Origin of the sequence: Pyxidicoccus fallax (assembly GCF_012933655.1) — a bacterium.
Lineage (GTDB): Bacteria > Myxococcota > Myxococcia > Myxococcales > Myxococcaceae > Myxococcus > Myxococcus fallax.
In genome coordinates this window covers 1-16,563 of record NZ_JABBJJ010000279.1, presented here as the reverse complement: position 1 = coordinate 16,563, position 16,563 = coordinate 1, and the positions used below count along the sequence as shown (strand labels likewise).

The 16,563-nt window shown below is 70.5% G+C and carries 14 protein-coding genes; 7 read left to right on the top strand and 7 right to left on the bottom strand.

Going from position 1 to position 16,563, the window contains the following annotated elements:
• Positions 1-553, bottom strand: a 553-nt coding sequence (locus HG543_RS39620) for an Imm52 family immunity protein (RefSeq protein WP_169350113.1), incomplete at its 3' end; no start/stop codon positions are given.
• A 17-nt stretch (positions 554-570) separates the two neighbouring features.
• A complete protein-coding gene (locus tag HG543_RS39615; protein ID WP_439332616.1) occupies positions 571-1,938 on the bottom strand; it encodes a restriction endonuclease fold toxin 5 domain-containing protein in 1,368 nt (455 codons plus the stop codon).
• 166 nt (positions 1,939-2,104) lie between these two features.
• Here HG543_RS39615 and HG543_RS39610 point away from each other — a divergent pair, with 166 nt between their 5' ends.
• Complete coding sequence (locus tag HG543_RS39610; protein WP_169350112.1) at positions 2,105-3,055, top strand: hypothetical protein; 951 nt, start codon at positions 2,105-2,107, stop codon at positions 3,053-3,055.
• A gap of 13 nt (positions 3,056-3,068) precedes the next feature.
• On the opposite strand, the gene HG543_RS39605 is transcribed toward HG543_RS39610, so the two are convergent.
• Positions 3,069-4,337, bottom strand: coding sequence for an AAA family ATPase (locus tag HG543_RS39605; protein ID WP_169350111.1), 1,269 nt, complete (start codon positions 4,335-4,337; stop codon positions 3,069-3,071).
• Positions 4,338-4,511: 174 nt separating this feature from the next.
• Here HG543_RS39605 and HG543_RS39600 point away from each other — a divergent pair, with 174 nt between their 5' ends.
• Positions 4,512-4,727, top strand: coding sequence for a hypothetical protein (locus HG543_RS39600; protein WP_169350110.1), 216 nt, complete (start codon positions 4,512-4,514; stop codon positions 4,725-4,727).
• Positions 4,728-4,849: 122 nt separating this feature from the next.
• Entirely contained in the window at positions 4,850-5,701 is an 852-nt protein-coding gene (locus tag HG543_RS39595) for a DUF2911 domain-containing protein (RefSeq protein ID WP_171818181.1), read from the top strand.
• Between the two features lie 27 nt (positions 5,702-5,728).
• On the opposite strand, the gene bshA is transcribed toward HG543_RS39595, so the two are convergent.
• From bshA to bshC, 3 genes are read right to left on the bottom strand one after another with little or no spacing between them, the layout of a single operon-like run.
• Complete coding sequence (gene bshA / locus HG543_RS39590; RefSeq protein ID WP_169350108.1) at positions 5,729-6,898, bottom strand: N-acetyl-alpha-D-glucosaminyl L-malate synthase BshA; 1,170 nt, start codon at positions 6,896-6,898, stop codon at positions 5,729-5,731.
• Entirely contained in the window at positions 6,895-7,692 is a 798-nt protein-coding gene (gene bshB1, locus HG543_RS39585; protein WP_169350107.1) for a bacillithiol biosynthesis deacetylase BshB1, read from the bottom strand. The genes bshA and bshB1 overlap by 4 nt, the downstream gene beginning before the upstream one ends.
• Entirely contained in the window at positions 7,689-9,368 is a 1,680-nt protein-coding gene (gene bshC, locus HG543_RS39580; protein ID WP_371876531.1) for a bacillithiol biosynthesis cysteine-adding enzyme BshC, read from the bottom strand. Before bshC ends, bshB1 begins: the two co-directional genes overlap by 4 nt.
• Before the next feature lie 90 nt (positions 9,369-9,458).
• Here bshC and HG543_RS39575 point away from each other — a divergent pair, with 90 nt between their 5' ends.
• Genes HG543_RS39575 through HG543_RS39565 form a run of 3 tightly spaced genes read left to right on the top strand, consistent with a single transcriptional unit; the run spans position 9,459 to position 13,815 of the window.
• Complete coding sequence (locus tag HG543_RS39575; RefSeq protein WP_169350105.1) at positions 9,459-11,945, top strand: PIG-L family deacetylase; 2,487 nt, start codon at positions 9,459-9,461, stop codon at positions 11,943-11,945.
• Positions 11,942-12,106, top strand: a complete 165-nt coding sequence (locus tag HG543_RS39570) for a hypothetical protein (RefSeq protein WP_169350104.1) — start codon at positions 11,942-11,944, stop codon at positions 12,104-12,106. The genes HG543_RS39575 and HG543_RS39570 overlap by 4 nt, the downstream gene beginning before the upstream one ends.
• Positions 12,103-13,815 (top strand): sodium:solute symporter family transporter, encoded by a 1,713-nt coding sequence (locus HG543_RS39565; protein WP_169350103.1) that lies wholly within the window; start codon positions 12,103-12,105, stop codon positions 13,813-13,815. Before HG543_RS39570 ends, HG543_RS39565 begins: the two co-directional genes overlap by 4 nt.
• Positions 13,816-13,822: 7 nt before the next feature.
• On the opposite strand, the gene HG543_RS39560 is transcribed toward HG543_RS39565, so the two are convergent.
• Positions 13,823-14,560, bottom strand: a complete 738-nt coding sequence (locus tag HG543_RS39560) for an outer membrane protein (RefSeq protein ID WP_169350102.1) — start codon at positions 14,558-14,560, stop codon at positions 13,823-13,825.
• Positions 14,561-14,815: 255 nt separating this feature from the next.
• Between HG543_RS39560 and HG543_RS39555 the strand changes: the two genes are divergently transcribed.
• A complete protein-coding gene (locus HG543_RS39555; RefSeq protein ID WP_169350101.1) occupies positions 14,816-16,363 on the top strand; it encodes a serine/threonine protein kinase in 1,548 nt (515 codons plus the stop codon).
• The last annotated feature ends 200 nt before the right edge of the window (positions 16,364-16,563 follow it).

The following is a 16,563-nucleotide window of genomic DNA, read 5'->3' as shown; positions in this document are numbered from 1 at the left end:
CGGGAAGGGGGGGCACGGTGCCGCGTTGGCGCGAGAAGTAGGTTATCCAGCCAGTGAAGGTCCCGATAGCGGGGCGTTGCCAGGTGGTGTCACGGTGCAGATCCGAGGTGGCCACGCCGCAGTCCGGTTCCCATGCGAGAGCCATCGCTCGGACCACTTCCGCCAGCACCGAGGAGGTCAGGACTCGTTGCGCCGTGCCTCCTTCGTGAGGAGGCGTGAGAACGCAGGACGGTCTCGCCCAAGGATCTCCCGTGCCGCAGTAGGCATCGACGCCTGATGTTTCTTCAGCAACGTCGCCTGCCCACAGGTGGAAGCTGTAGCCATCACCGGCGCGGTTCCTCTTGCGTTGGAATCGTTTCTCGAAGGCTGCTGCATCCGTGGAGACCTGGAGCTTGCGCGCCTTTTCGAAGGAACTCCCGGGCTCATGCCACCTGCTCCAGGTTGGCTCCAGCGCACCGAGTCTTCGAAAGAATTCACTGGCGCGGCGGGCGCAGGCTTCAGCGAGTTCCTGGCGAGGTCGCCAGTAACAACCCGCGTAGTAGGTGTCGGGCATGGTTCGTGAATTCTGTGTCACGGTACATGGAGGACTTCCACGTCCTGATAGCCACGTTGACTGAATAGCTTCCGTAAAGCGTCGGCCAACTTCTTTTCGGCAACGAGCCAGCGGATGCGCATTCCTGGGGCTGCTTCTTGTTGGCGTCGAGCCTGGTCGAGGAACTTGTCCGCGCCTTTGAAGAACGGTTTCTTGTTCAGAGCGTCGTCGAAGAACTTCGCCAGATTGTAGCCCTTGGCTTCCAGCAGGGCGTTGTCCTCTGGTTCGAAGCCGTCGAAGTCCGCCTGGGCTGCTCCTCTCTTCACCCGGTACGCATAGCCTCTGGGCACTCCCGTCACCCGCTCCTGGTAGGCCCGGGCGCCTTCGGGCATCGACTCATTGACCTGCACCCATTCACCCGGCCCGCCCGAGGGCAGGGCTTTGGCCCCCGCGTTCCCGTCTCCCATCGCCGCCATGGCGACCGCGGTGGGCGCCAGGGTGATGGCGAGCTGCCCGTCCACCACCGCCACGGACGTCACCTCCGCCGCGGCTTCCAGCCTCAACCCCAATTGCCTCGCAGCCAGTGCCGATGCCTCGGCGAAGCGCGGCAACAGGGGCAGTCGGGTTGACAGCGACGAGGCGCTTCCAGCCGTGCCCCGGCTCACCAGCACCGTCGCCATCAGCACGAAGACGCGGGCTCCCTCTGTTCCCATCACCCGGCCGAAGCGGGCACCCGCCGCGTCGAGTTCCTGGAACGTGGTGGCTCTGTCCGCCGCCTGCTTCAGCTCGAAGCACGCCCGCACCACTTCGAGGAAGGCGTCGGCTCCGAGATACGCCACCATCACCACGGCCAGCACCGCCGCCGCCTTGGTGAACACCGGCTCGGGGTTGGCCGCCAGGATGGCCCACGACACCAGCGCCGACACCACGACGGCCTTGAAGAACGTGGGGCTGAAGGTGTCCTCCAGCGCCTCGGCGATGCTCTCGTGCATGGGGTCCAGCGACAGGCCCAGGGCCACTGCCAGCTTGTCCGTGGCCGAGAAGCCCAGGCCGTCTTCCAGCAGGGAGAGGCAGTCGCCCGGAGCCTCGTAGGCCCGGCACCAGCGCCCGTAGTCCCTGCGCAGCGCGAGCTGCCACATCCCGTCCATGGCCGCGCCATGGCCCGAGGACGCGGTCCGTACCAGCAGCCCGGCCTGGGACGCTCGAATGGAGAGAGGCATCTCCAGCACCAGCCGGGCCAGGGCGTCCTCGAACTCTCCTTCGCTCAGGTCGACGGCCCCGCCCCAGGAGGGCGCCGCGTACTCCAGCGGGCGCCCCTGGCCCGTGTCCAACCGCACCATGCGCGTGCTCGCGCAGCCTGTGACGAGCAACAGCAGGAACAGCGACACTGCCCTTGGAAATGTCACCGTACGCTCCGGGTCATGGCCCTCGCTCACCGAGGGTGTCGACGCGTGACGTTACGGCAGGAACGGGCGGGGCTCCGAAGACCCGCGCCGCTCAGCCACGCAACTCCGGCACGGGAAATGAGAAAATGGTGGGTAGGCCCATTTCCCCCATGGGCGGAGGTCCCCCATGAGCACCATCGACCGCAACCGCAACCTCTTCAGCCCCGCGAGCCCCGCTCCGGCTCGGACTCCCGCGGCGCCGAAGAACCTGCTCGGGAACGTGGTGGACGCCGCGAAGCAGGGCCTCGCCGACATCCCCCGCTTCGTGAAGATGGGCGCGGACGTCTTCGAGGCCTCACACCTGCGCGAGGTGCAGCGCCTCTTCGGCGGCGATGCGAAGCCGGACCGGATGAGCGACGGGAAGTTCGTCGGCGCGAAGGGTCAGTCCTTCCCGCCCGGTACGCCGCTGGGCGACATCCCCGCCGTCACGCCGCTCGACAACCCGAACCCGTCCAAGACCATCCTCTACGTCAACGGCATCATGACGCCGCTGGCGGGACAGCTTCACGAGATGCAGTCCATCGCGGACACCGCGGACGCGCGCGTCGTCGGCATCCACAACGCCACCCAGGGGCTGGTGACGGACCTCGCCCAGTGCGTGGGCGACAAGCTGGACAAGGGTCACAACCCCGCCGTGGATACGCTCGCGGACACCGTCTACAGCGAGCTGAAGGCCGGCCGCGAGGTGCACCTCATGGGCTACAGCCAGGGGGGCCTCATCACCGCACGGGCGCTGTTCGACGTGGAGCGCCGGCTGCGCATCGAGGACGGGATGTCCAAGGCGAAGGTCGAGCAACTGATGAGCAAGCTCGACGTGGAGACCTTCGGCGCAGCGTCCACGCGCTACCCGGATGGGCCCAACTACGTGCACTACATCAACGACGCCGACCCCGTGCCCACGCTCACCGGCCTGGGCGGCAGCGTCGACCCGCTCTCCTTCCTCAAGGACGCGGGCAAGGGCGCCGTGGTGCACCGCTTCACCGATGGCAACCTCAACCCCATCAGCAACCACATGCTGGACACCCTCTACATGAAGCACCGGGTGGACTTCGACGAGGCCCGCGCCGGACGGTTCTGACCCCACCCGGGGCTCACCACAGCCCCTGCTCCCGCAGCAGCACCGCCAGCGGACGCGCTCCCAGCCGGTACGCGTCGAAGAGCCGGCCCGCCGCTTCCCGCGTGGGATTGGCCCAGGCACCTTCCCGGCAGAGCAGCAGCGACGCCCGCAGCTCCTCCGCCGAGGAGAAGAGGGTGTGCTCCAGCGGCAGCGGGTTCTGGCTCGTGAGGAACACCTGCCGCGTGCCCAGCTCGCGCATGCACGCCTCCACCCAGCGCGGATGCAGCCCGTTGGCCAGCTCGTCCGTGATGGCGAAGTCCTCGTTCACGTCCAGGTAGTACAGGAACGACAGCAGCCGCTTCTGCCCGAAGCCCAGCTCCGCGTGTGACAGCCCCCGCCCGTCCGGCCGGGTGAAGTGGAAGCCGAACCCGCCGAAGCCCACTCGCCCGCCATTCTCGAACGAGCGCTTCTCCTGCACCTCCACCCGGAACGTCCCCGCCGTGAAGCCCGCCAGCGCCACGAAGCGCGCGAGGAAGCTCCGTTCCAGCGCGTCGTGCCGCAGCTCCAGCACGTCCGGCGGCGCCTCGCGCTCCACCTGCTCCCGCAGCCACCCCGGCATCCACGTGGGCAGCGCCATCAATCCCAGCGGGAACACCTCTCCGTCCCGCGCCTCCATGGCGTAGCGGATGTGGCCCATCCGCTCGAACATCCCCAGCGCCTCGTCGAACCGCTGCGGCGCCAGCAGGAAGGTGCGGCGGAGCAGGTCCTTCAGCCGCTCCTTCATGTCCCGGTCGATGTACTGCGCCGTCATGAACAGCAGCGTCCACACCGAGCGGTCCAGGAGCGACCAGCTCATGGCACGCGACCAGACCTGCTCGCCGTCCACCTTGCAGTCGAGCCCCGCGTTGTCGGCGCGCATCACCATGTGGGTCGAGGGTGACGTGAGCCGCAGGTCCACCTCGATGCGCGGGTGGAGCCCCAGGCCCTCCACGGCCGGGGTGCGCAGGGGCAGCAGCTCCGCACCCCTGCGGGGAGGCTCCTCCGGCGCGTTGGCGGAGGTCTGCTCGTTGCGGACATAGACGTGGAGTTTCATCCCCGGAAACGCCAGGTCGTACTCCAGGGCGAAGGCCTCGTGGATGAGGCCCGAGAAGTCCGAGCCCACCACCGTGGAGATGAGCTCCAGCAGCGTCGTCCTCCCGGTGCCGTTCTCTCCCAGGACCAGGTTCAGCGTTGGGCTGAACACGAGCTCGGTGCCGGGAGTGACATGTCGGTAGTGGTGGACCACGAGCCGCGTGAGCTTCATCGTGCCCACAGCATGGACACCCCGGGCGCCCAGGGGAACACCTCTGTGTCCTGGAGTGTCCACGTCCACGCGTCCGCCCGCGGGGCAGGGGCCGCGCCTGTTGCCCCCGGAGTAGGGTGGGGCTCCTTCCAGGTGTCGCGCGGGGCACTCCCGCCGGAAAGGCTCGGGCCGGACATGGACTACCAGAAGCTGTTCCAGGTGCTGGTGATGGGGGGCGCGCTGATGGGCGGCGCCACGGGCTGTGACCAGGGCAACCGGCAGTCCGATACCCGCTCCCCTCAGACGGAAGGCACGGGTGGCTCCGGCGTCGCGGATGCCGGAACCGCGGGCGGCACCCCGCGCGACGCGGGCGCACCCCCGCCGAGTGGCGGAGGTGTCAAGGGCTGGTGACGCGCGGCGCCGCGCCATGACGCAGTGCGGGCTGAAGCGAAACGTGTGGTGACCCGGGGACTCGTCTATACACTCCGCCCGCTCTTCAACCCCTGGGGTTGAGAAAGGATGAAGTGAGGACGATGAAGAACGTTGCCCTCGGGTGTCTGCTCTCCGCGCTCGTGGCCCTGGTGGCCACGCCCGCGGCCGCCCAGCAGCTCAAGCTCCCCGCCGCGAGCCCCGCCGCGAAGGTGATGCAGGAGGTGGGCGTCACCGAGATTTCCATCGAGTACTCCAGCCCCGGCGTGAAGGGCCGGAAGGTCTGGGGCGACCTGGTGCCCTTCGACAAGGCGTGGCGCACCGGCGCCAACTTGGCCTCGAAGATCACCTTCAGCCGCGATGTCACCTTCGGCGGCAAGCCCGTCCCCGCCGGCACCTACACCATCGTCACCCTGCCCTCGCAGAAGGGCTGGAAGATGATGCTGAACAAGGAGCTGGCGCTGTGGGCGAGCCCCATTCCGTATGACCCGGCCAAGGACGTCGTCACCGTCGACGCCACCACCGCCGAGATTCCCCTCCGCGAGCGGCTGGTGTTCGTCTTCAGCAACACCACCGAGGACTCGACGTCGCTCGACATGGAGTGGGAGAAGCTGCGCGTCTCCGTGCCCATCAAGGTGGACACCGCCGCGCACGCCAAGGCCGCCATCCAGTCCGCGTCCGAGGGCTCGGCGCGCATGCACGCCAGCATGGCCCGCTACGTGGCCGACTCCACCAAGGACTACGCCGCCGCGCTGAAGCACGCGGATGCGTCCGTGGCCATCCAGTCCAACTGGTTCAACCAGTGGATTCGCGCCGACATCCTGGCGCGCATGGGCAACTATGCCGAGGCCCGCAAGGCCGCGCAGATTTCCTGGAACCTCGGCGAGAAGGACAAGGGCTTCTTCTTCCGCGACCAGGTCGCCAAGGCCCTGGCCGAGTGGAAGAACAAGAAGTAGCCGCGCCGTAGCGTCGCGCGGGGGGCCTCAGCGACGAGGCGCCCCCGCCGCGAGCCGGCGGTAGAGCGCCTCGTAGCGGTCGATGGCGGGTCCGAGCTGGAAGCGCTCCAGCACCTGCTCCCGCGCGCGGCGCGAGTAGCCCTTCCAGCGCTCCGGGGTCTCCACCAGGGTGAGCACGTGCCGGGCCATGGCCTGGATGTCTCCCACCGGCGCGAGCAGGCCCGTGACTCCCGGCGTCACCAATTCGGGGATGCCGCCGATGTCGCTGCCCACCACGGGGATGCCGCAGCTCAGCGCCTCCAGCGCCGCGAGGCCGAAGCTCTCCTGCTCGCTGGGGAGGAGGAAGACGTCCGAGGCGGCGAGCAGCTCCTCGAAGCGGTCCTGCTTGCCGAGGAAGGCGACGCGGTCTTCCAGCCCCGCTTCCCGGAGGCGCCGCTCGGCGGGGGAGCGCTCGGGGCCGTCGCCAATCATCACCAGCCGGCATGGCCGCTGCTGGTGGACTTCCATGAAGATGCTCACCACGTCGGTGATGCGCTTCACCGCGCGGAAGTTGGAGACGTGGATGAGGACGGGCTCCGGCTCGCGCAGGTCCGGGAAGAGCACCCGCAGGCACGCGCGGTCCCTCACCGGCGCGTAGCGCTGCGTGTCCACGAAGTTGAAGATGACCTCGATGGGGAAGCTGTCGGGAATGCCGAAGCCCTCCCACGTCGCGCGGCGCAGGAAGTCCGACGGCGTCGTCACCGCGTCGCTGCGCAGGATGGAGAAGCGCGTGATGGGCAGGTAGCTGGGGTCCACGCCCACCAGCGTGGTGTCCGTGCCGTGCAGCGTCGTGACGATGCGCGGCGCCTTGTCTCCGAGCACCTCGCGCGCCATCCAAGCCGCCGTGGCGTGAGGCACCGCGTAGTGGACGTGGAGCACGTCCAGGCGCTCGTAGCTGGCGACCTCGATCATCTTGGAGGCCAGGGCAATCGGGTAGGTGTTGGAGTGCTGGAGCGCCGGGTAGTCGCTCTCCGTCACCTCGTGGAAGTAGACCTTGCGGCTGATGCCGTGGAAGCGCAGCCGCACCGGCAGGTCCTTGGCGATGAAGTGGACGCGGTGTCCCCGGTCCGCCATGGCCAACCCAATCTCGGTGGCGACCATGCCGCTGCCTCCGAAGGTGGGAAAGCAGGTGATGGCCACGTTCAGGGGTTCGGTCATCGGCGTTGGGGGAAGAACAGGGGGCGCGCGAAGCTATTCCGGCGGAAGTGGTCCAGCGGGTCCGTCAGTCCCAGCGTCTCGCGGATGACGTAGGGCTCGCCGTGGGGGACGCCCACCTGCGCGCCATAGAAGGCGTCCCGCGCCTGCAGCGACGTGAGCGACAGGGGCGAACCCACCAGCGTGGGCGGCGCGTCCGGGCGCGGCTGCACCTGGCTGGCGTAGCAGTGCACCGCCGCCAGCTTGCGCTCGTAGACGGAGGACACGTCCACGACGAAGCTCGGCTCGGCCAGGTGGCGCAGCGGGTAGTAGAGCACCTGCCTCGGCGTGAAGGGCGGGCCCTGGGGTTCCGCCTCGAACTTGCGGACCCCCGCGAAGAACAGGGCCCGCGTCACGAGCGTGCTGGCGGCCTCGTGGTCCGGGTGGCGCTCCTCCTCCCACGGGACGACGACCAGTTCCGGACGCAGGCGGCGGAGCACCTCCACCACGCGGGACACTGCGGAGGCGCGGGCGCGCTCGGCCTCGGGGGCCTCGAAGCCGGCCCAGGGGTTGAGCCAGCCATCCGGCAGGTCCAGGTTCTCCCGGAGGGACAGGCCCAGCGCGCGCGAGGCGGCTTCCGTCTCCTGGGCGCGCGTCTCCGGCGTCCCGCGCGAGCTCTTCTCCCCGCGCGTCAGGTCCACGATGCCGGTGCGGTAGCCCAGGGCCGCCATGCGCGCGAGGAGGCCGCCGCAGAACAGCTCCACGTCATCGGGATGGGGGCCGAAGGCGAGGACGTCGATGCCGTAGGACTCGCTCATGGCGTCAGGTCCTGGAGCGCGCCAGAGAAGGGCACGCACGCGTCGAGCACCCGCTGCGTGAAGGCGCGCGTGCCGACGCGGCAGGCGAAGTAGGGCAGCCCGAGGACGCGCTCCTGGGGCTCGCCATTCGGGGTGAGCCAGGTGCGCAGGCGGTCCACGCGCTCGGCGGTGACGGTGTCGCGCCGGGCGAGCGCGCGGCCGTACCTGCCCACGAGGCGGGACACGGCGACGCGGACGGTGCCCCGCGTGCGCTGGAGCGCGTCCTCCAGCGTCGCGTCCAGCGCGAGGAGCGGGCCGTTCGAGCGGTCCAGCTCCGCGGTGATGGCGCCGAGGAGCCGGGCCTCCAGCGCCTCGGGGGGTTCGAGGGGCTGCGTGGCGTCGCGGGCGGCCAGCTGCATCAACAGCTCCTCGCGCGGCGTGTTCAGCGCGTCGGGCTGGAGGCCCAGCTTGCCCAGCCAGCGCCGGGCGCGGTCATCGAGCACGCGGAAGCGGGCGCGCGGCACGACGAGCGGCATCGGGAGTCCCGCGTGCGCATAGAGGGGCGCGAGCTGCGCGAAGTAGGCAATCTCGCCAGGGCCGCCCACGTAGGCCGCCGTGGGCAGCCACGTGTCCTGGAGGAGGGGGCGCAGCAGCGCGGAGGTGGTGAAGCGCAGCGGCTCCCGCTCCAGCGCGGCGAGCAGCGCGTCCGTGGTGACGGTGGCGTCCTCCGGGTGGCCCACGAGGCTCCACCGGCCAGGGCCCGCCGGGTCCAGGCGGTAGCGCGGGCCGTCGATGCCGTCCGGCGAGAAGAAGCCGAGCGGAGCGCCGGGGCGGATGTGGACCTGCTCGGCGAAGCCCGCGTCGGAGAGCGCCCGCACGTGGGCGGCGAGCGCGTCGGAGATGGCCGCCGCTTCCTGGATGGCCCGGCGGTGCACGGGCGCGGCGAGCGGCGCGAGGCGCGCGTCCCTCGGGTCGAGGAAGATGAGGCCCTCCTCGGCGAACACCGCAGAGAGCACCTCGGTGAACGCCTCCGCCAGCGTCGCCTCGGGGCGGTAGGCGCGCTCCAGCAGCGACAGGTGCTCGTGCGCGTGGGGCTCGTCGCCCAGCTCGTTGCGCAGCGTGGCCAGGGCGGCGGTGACGCTCGGGCCCAGGCGGCGGTGCGCGATGGGGGCGCGAGAGGCCGCCGCGTCGGGCAGGTCCAGCGCGACGCGCAGCGGGCCGCCGGAAGCGCTCGGGACGACGCAGTGGTCGATCTCTGGAAGGTCGTGGTCCTCCGTCTGGAGCCAGAAGACGGGCACGCAGGGCCGGCCTGTCTCCTGTGAGAGCGCGCGGGCCGCGACGATGGCGGCGGCGGCCTTGTAGAGCGTGAAGAGCGGCCCGAGGAACAGCCCCATCTGCTGCCCCGTCACCACGGCCACGGTGCCGGGGCGGGAGAGCAGCTCCAGGTGGCGCTCGCGGGCGGGGCTCGGCGCGAGGCGCGCGTTGCGGGCGACGAGCACGTCGAGCAGCGCGGGCGACACGGTGCGCGACGCGGCGGCGGCCACGGCCTCGGCCCGGGCGGCCGGATGGCGATAGCGGTCGGGGAGGAAGGAGAGCGCGCGCGCATCTCCTCGGAGCCACGCGGCGGAGAACGAGGACGTCACGGGTCGAGCTAGATAACAGGTCCGATATGGACGGGCACGTGAAGGGACATTCACGCGCCGTACTTATTCCCTGGCCGTGCGCGTCATGGGCGCTCGAACGTTGGGCCGCGCGAGCGAGGGGGCCTTGTTATAGGGTCCGCCCGGATGCGGAACCTGCTCACCTTGGGAATGGCGTTGGTCATGAGTCTCGGAGTCGGGTCGACGGCACTCGCGCAGGCGCCCCGGCAACCCCACGCGGGGGAAATCGCGGCGGGCCTGAAGCGGCTGGGCGTGACGGGCAGCGTGCTCTACGTGGCCGCCCACCCCGACGACGAGAACACGCGGTTCCTGGCGTGGCTGGTGGGCGAGCGCGGCCTGCGCGCGGGCTACCTCTCCCTCACGCGCGGCGACGGCGGACAGAACCTCATCGGCACCGAGCAGGACGAGCTGCTCGGGCTCATCCGCACGTACGAGCTGCTCGCGGCGCGCCGCGTGGACGGCGCCGAGCAGCTCTTCACCCGCGCGCGCGACTTCGGCTACACGAAGAGCGCCGACGAGGCGCTGCGCATCTGGGGCCATGACGAGGTGCTGGCGGACGTGGTGCTCGCCATCCGCCGCTTCCGGCCGGACGTCATCGTGACGCGCTTCTCCACCCAGCCGCCGAACCATGGCCACCACACCGCGTCCGCGCTCCTCGCCGCGGAGGCCTTCGCCGCCGCAGCCGACCCGAAGCGCTTCCCCGAGCAGCTCGCCGAGGTGAAGCCGTGGAAGGCCGACCGGCTGCTGCACAACACCTCCACCTGGTTCCTCAAGCCCGACGCCGACATGTCCGCCTATCTGAAGGTGGAAGTGGGCGGGTACGACGCGCTGCTCGGGCGCTCGTGGGGCGAGATTTCCGCGGAGAGCCGCAGCCAGCACAAGAGCCAGGGCTTCGGCGTGCCCGCCGAGCGCGGCCCCCAGCCGGAGTACTTCTCGCCGCTGGCCGGGACGCGGCCCAAGGGCGACATCTTCGAGGGGCTGGACCTGTCGTGGAAGCGCTGGAGCGGCACGGAGGCCGTGGCTCGCGCGGTGGACGAGGCCGTGAAGGGCTTCGATGTGCGCGCCCCGCATCGCAGCGTTCCGGCGCTGGTTCGGGTCCATGAAGCACTGTCCGCGCTGCCGGACGACAACCCGTGGAAGGCCTACAAGCTGCGCGAGACGGAGGGCCTCATCGCGGCGTGCGCGGGGCTGTTCCTGGAGGCGCGCGCGACGGAGCCCACGGCGGTGCCGGGCACCCCGGTGGAGCTGAACCTGATGGCGCTCAACCGCTCGCCCGCGGCGCTCCGGCTGGTGAGCGTGACGCTGCCGGGCGGCGAGGCCGTGGCGACGAACACGGAGCTGGCCGGGCATGCGCCGTTCAAGCTCTCGCGCAAGGTATCGCTCCCGCGGGACGCGGCCATCTCCACGCCGTACTGGCTGCGCAGGCCCGTCACCGGTGGCCTCTACACGCTGGAGGGCGCGGACCGCGCGCTCACCGGCCGGCCCGAGGGCGAGCCCCCGCTGGCGGTGACGTTCGTCTACGAGGCGAACGGCCGGCGCTTCAGCGTGACGCGGCCGGTGGTGTTCGTCTGGACGGACCCGGTGCGCGGCGAGCTGTACCGCGCCTTCGAAATCGTCCCCGCCGTCACCGCGACGCTGGAGCGCGACGTGCTGATGTTCCCCAACGGCGGGGGACAGTCCGTGTCCGTCGTCCTGGCCGCGGGCCGCGCGGAGGCCAGCGGCAAGGCCCGGCTGGAGGTGCCCGAGGGCTGGCGCGTGGAGCCCTCGGAGATGCCGTTCCAGCTCGCGGCGCGCGGGGACGAGCGCACCGTCGTCTTCAAGGTGACGCCTCCGAAGGGGGCCACCGCGAAGGGCCGGCTGCGCGCCGTCGTCGAGAGCGGCGGTCGCACGGAGTCCTGGCGGGTCCGCACGGTGTCGTACGAGCACATCCCTCCGCAGGCGGTGCGCCAGCCGTCGGAAGCGACGCTGGTGCCCTTCACGCTGGCCGCGAAGGTGAAGCGGCTGGGCTACATCCCCGGGCCGGGCGACCGCGTGGCGGAGAGCCTGGCGGCGGTGGGGTACGAGGTGACGGTGCTGCCCGAGGAGCGGCTCGCCGGTGAGCGGCTGGAGCGTTTCGAGGCCATCCTCGTCGGCGTGCGTGCCTTCAACGCCAACCCGCGCCTCGCCGTGCACCGCGAGCGGTTGCTGAAGTACGTGGAAGCGGGAGGCCGGCTGGTGGTGCAGTACAACACCAACAGCCGCGTGGGCCCGCTCACCACCTTCGTGGGCCCGTACCCGCTGGAGATTGGCAGAGACCGCGTGACGGACGAGACGGCGGCGATGACGCCCGTCAACCCGAACGAGCCGCTGCTGAAGGCGCCCAACGCGCTGACGGCGGCGGACTTCGAGGGCTGGGTGCAGGAGCGCGGCCTCTACTTCGCCTCCAAGTGGGACTCGCACTACCGGCCCGTGTTCGCCATGAACGACGCGGGCGAGGCACCGCTGCAGGGCTCGCTGCTCGTCGCCCGTCATGGCAAGGGCGCCTTCGTGTACACGGGGCTCGCCTTCTTCCGTCAGCTCCCCGCCGGTGTCCCCGGCGCCTACCGCCTCCTGGCGAACATCCTCGCGCAATGAGCTCACCCGCCCCCTCGCTGGAGAAGCCCGCCGCGCCGCGGCCCGAGATGGATGACGCGCCGCCGTTGCTCGGCTCGTGGCGCAACATCTACCTCGTGGTGCTCGGCACCTTCGTCCTGTTCGTCGCCCTGTTCTGGGCCCTCACCGAGGCATATTCGTGACACTGCTCGACTGGCTGGTCCTCGTCGGGACGACGGTCTCCATCGTCGCGTGGGGTATCTGGAAGAACCGCAAGGCGAGCACCAGCGAGGATTACCTGCGCGGGGGCCGTGAGCTGAACTGGCCCACCATCGGCCTGTCCGTCATGGCCACGCAGGCCAGCGCCATCACCTTCCTCTCCGTCCCCGGGCAGGCCTACGAGGACGGGATGCGCTTCGTGCAGTTCTACTTCGGACTGCCGCTGGCGATGATTCTCATCAGCGCGGTCTTCGTCCCCATCTACTACCGGCTCAACGTCATCACCGCGTACGAGTACCTGGAGTCGCGCTTCGACCTGAAGACGCGGCTGCTGGGCGCGTTCCTGTTCCTCATCCAGCGCGGGCTGGCGGCGGGCATCACCATCTACGCGCCGTCCATCATCCTCTCGGCCATCCTCGGCTGGCCGCTGGAGCCCACCGTGGTGGCCATGGGAGCGCTCGTCATCCTCTACACGGTGACGGGCGGCTCCAAGGCCGTGAGCCAGACGCAGAAGCAGCAGATGGTGGTGATGATGGGCGGCATGGTGGTGGCCGCCATCGTCATCGTGTGGCGCCTGCCCGAGCACATCTCCTTCGGCAAGGCCGTGGACGTCGCGGGCGCCCTGGACCGGATGAACGTGGTGAGCTTCGACCTGGACGTGCAGGACCGCTACAACTTCTGGTCCGGCATCACCGGGGGCTTCTTCCTGTCGCTGTCGTACTTCGGCACGGACCAGTCGCAGGTGGGCCGCTACCTGACGGGGCGCTCCGTCTCCGAGAGCCGGCTGGGGCTGCTGTTCAACGGCGTGCTGAAGATTCCGATGCAGTTCCTCATCCTGTTCGTCGGAGTCCTCGTCTTCGTCTTCTACCAGTTCAACACGCCGCCGCTGCTGTTCAACGAGCCGCTCCGCGCGCGCGTGCAGGGCACGGAGCGGGCGGGCGAGTTCGCCGCCGTCGAGGCGAAGTGGGAGCAGGTGCAGGCGGACAAGCGCGCGGAGGTGGAGCGCTACCTCGCGGCGCGCGAGGCGGGGGATGCGGCCACCGCGTCCGCCTCGCGGGAGGCGCTGCGTGCTTCCTCGAAGGAGGCTGGCGACATCCGCAAGGAGGCCAAGGCGGTGGTGTCCCGCGCGCTGCCGGGCGTGGAGACGAAGGACTCGGACTACATCTTCATCGGCTTCGTGAAGCGCTGGCTGCCCAGCGGGCTGTTCGGGCTGCTCATCGCCGTCATCCTCTCGGCGGCGATGAGCTCCATCGCCAGTGAGCTGACGGCGCTGGGGGCCACGACAACGGTGGACTTCTACCGCCGCGTGTTCCGCCGCGACGCTTCCGACCGGCACGTGCTGGTGGCGTCCAAGCTGTTCACCGTGTTCTGGGGGCTGGTGGCCGTGGGCTTCGCGACCTTCGCGTCGCTGCTCGACAACCTCATCCAGGCGGTGAACATCCTGGGGTCCATCTTCTACGGGACGGTGCTGGGCATCTTCCTGGTGGCCTTCTTCCTCAAGCACGTGCGCGGGCACGCCGTGTTCGGCGCGGCGGTGCTGTCGCAGGGGACGGTGATTGCGCTCTTCATGCTGAGCGACATCGGCTACCTGTGGTTCAACGTCATCGGCTGCGCGCTCGTGGTGGTGCTGGCGCTGGCGCTCCAGGTCGTGCTGCCCCGGCAGCCGGAGCCGGCCACGACGGCGGGGGCGTAGGAACGACTCACGGCAGCAGCGGCAGCCGCAGCGACGGGCCCGCGACGAAGTGGTGCGTATAGAGCGTGGTGTCCAGCTCACCGCCGGGGATGCTCACACTCGCATCCCCGCGCGTGACGCGGTACTCGCCGAAGACGGACAGGCGTGAGGCGAAGGGCCAGGCCAGCCCGCCCAGGAGCTGGAAGGCCGGTCCCGTGAGCTGGTACTCACCCACGGACTCACTGCCCACGGTGGCCTCCACATGGGGAAGCATCAGCCCGGCTCCCGCGCCCACGTAGGGCTGGAGCCGACCGGTGCTTCCTGGCTCCGGGCCACTGTTCCAGCGGTGCAGCACGTTCAGCGTCAGGTAGTTCGTCCCGTGCGACATGTTGAAGCCTTGCACGGTGGTGTTCAGGGGCTCCGTCGTGTCCACGCGCTCGCCGCCGCGCGTGCCCGTCACCGGGACGGGCTGTGCCGCGTCCGAGTAGGCCTTGTCGTGGAAGAAGTCGAGCCGCACGCCCCAGTCCCGCCGCGGCTCGAAGTGATGGGTGAGCTGGAGGCCGTAATAGAAGGGCAGCTCGAAGGAGCGGCTCGCCCAGGAGATGCCCCGGTACTTCAGGTCGGTGCCGTCACGAAGCTGCACCCGCACGTCGCTGTCGTGCGTCAGGGACAGGCCCAGGTAGAAGGTGAGCGTCGTCTCGGCGTGGGCGGCTCCGGACCCGAGGAGCACCGTTCCCACGAGCGACCTGAACATGATGGCTCGCATGTCAGCCTCCGCGCCGCCGCGAAGGTGGGCATGGGCTCATCCGTGTACACCTGCCCTCCGGGACAGGGGCCGGGAACGCTTGCCGGCCATCGGCTGGCCGTCATGTGGCGCGTGAGCCGCGCGGGTGTGCTCGGGTCAAGGGTGGACGCCGACGCGGAGACCGTGCTCCCCTGAAGATGGCGGGTGTTGGCCGCTGGCCCGGGGTTCGCATTGCCCGCGTCCGGGAGGTGTACTTTGGAGCGCGTCCAGCCGGTGATGGGCCAACGTGAGGGGGAAGGGGCGGCGTGCGTGGTCTGCGAGGCACCCCTGGACGCCTCGCGGTGCGGCCACTGTGGCGCGGCCGTGACTCCGGGGGGCTATCGGGTCCGGAGGGTCATCTCCCAGTCGGTCCATGGGCGCGTGTACCTCGCGGAGGACCCGGAGGGCCGCCGCGTGGCGCTCAAGGAGTTGCTCTTCGCGCTGGTGCCTGGCACCGAGCAGTTGGACGCCTTCGAGCGCGAGGCGGAGGTGCTCCGCTCGCTGAGCCACCCGGACATCCCGCGCTTCGTCGCGAGCTTCCGGGAGGGCAGCGGGGTGGGCACGCGGCTCTACCTCGCCCAGGAGTTCCTGGAAGGAGAGTCCCTCCAGCAGCGCATCGAGCGGCAGCGCCTGGACGAGGACGAGGCGTGGACGCTGGCGGAGCAGGTGCTCGGGACGCTCCACGCGCTGCACCTGCGCACGCCCGCGCTCATCCACCGCGACGTCAAGCCGGCCAACCTCATCCTCCGTCCCGACGGGCGCACGGCGCTGGTGGACTTCGGCGCTGCCCGGCACCTGGCCCGCGACGTGACGCACGGCTCCACGCTGGTGGGCACCTTCGGGTACATGCCGCCCGAGCAGCTCGGCGGGACGGTGGAGCCTTCGAGCGACCTGTACGCCCTGGGAGCCACGCTGGTCCATGCGCTCAGCGGGCGCGTGCCGGCGGACCTTCTGGATGACGGGTTGGCGCTCTCCTTCGAGAAGCATGTCCGGGTGTCCGACTCGCTCCGGGCCTTCCTGCGCCGGCTCCTGGCGCCGAGGCGCTCGGAGCGGTTCGGCTCCGCGGCCGAGGCGCTCACCGCCTTGCGCGCCGCCCGGGACGTGGCGCCGACCCTGGGCGAGGTGCCCGCGGAACGGAACGTCCATTCCGCGCCGCTCGCGGGAGGGGTGGGCTCCTGGTGGGCCCGCCTGATGCGTCCGGTTCCGGCGCGAGGGCCCATGCAGCCGGAGGTCTCCGGGCCGCTGGCGGGAGGGCTGGAGGCCCGGGGGCGGAGTTCCGCTGTCGTGCCTCCTGAGGTCGCCAGGCTGACGCGCCTCATGAGGCGGTTCTCCCCCGACCCACGCCTTCGGCGAGATGTAGCGGAGGGGCCCTCCTCGGAGGCTCAGCAAGCCCAGGCCGAGCGTGCCGCCGCCCGACCGCGCCACGAAGAAGGCGGCGCCTCCACGGGGGACGAGGAGGCCCGTCGCGTCCAGGCAACGGCGGCTTCGGAGGGGCAGGGGGCGACGGAGACCACCACCCACGCGGTCTCCCCCGTCTCGAAGCGCCGTACCCTCCGCTGGGCGCTCGTGGGCATGTCCGTGGCGGGGCTCCTCGCGGGCGCGCTGCTGGCGAGCGGGGTCCTGGAGCCGCCTCCCCAGGTCGTGGTGGTGGAGGACGACCCCTCCCGCTGGGGTGCTCCTCCCCAGCCGGTTCCGTCCGCCGCGCCGTCCCGGCCCGCTCCGCCCTCGGGGAACGGTTCGCACCGGCACTTTCGCACGCCCTGGAACGCGTCCGGGTCACGCTGACCCCTCGAGGGCAAGCGGCCGGGCAGCCACGGTGGTCTTCGACCGCGTGGCTCCGCGTGCACAGAACCCGTGGTCCGCCACCCACGGCCCTCTGGTTTCAGTTCGAGTGCCCCGCCGTGGTTTCATCGCCGGAAGCTGGCCCCGCGCTTGCTCTCCGCTGGACAGGCCCTCGCGCCGCACCCCACTCCATGTCCTCGAAC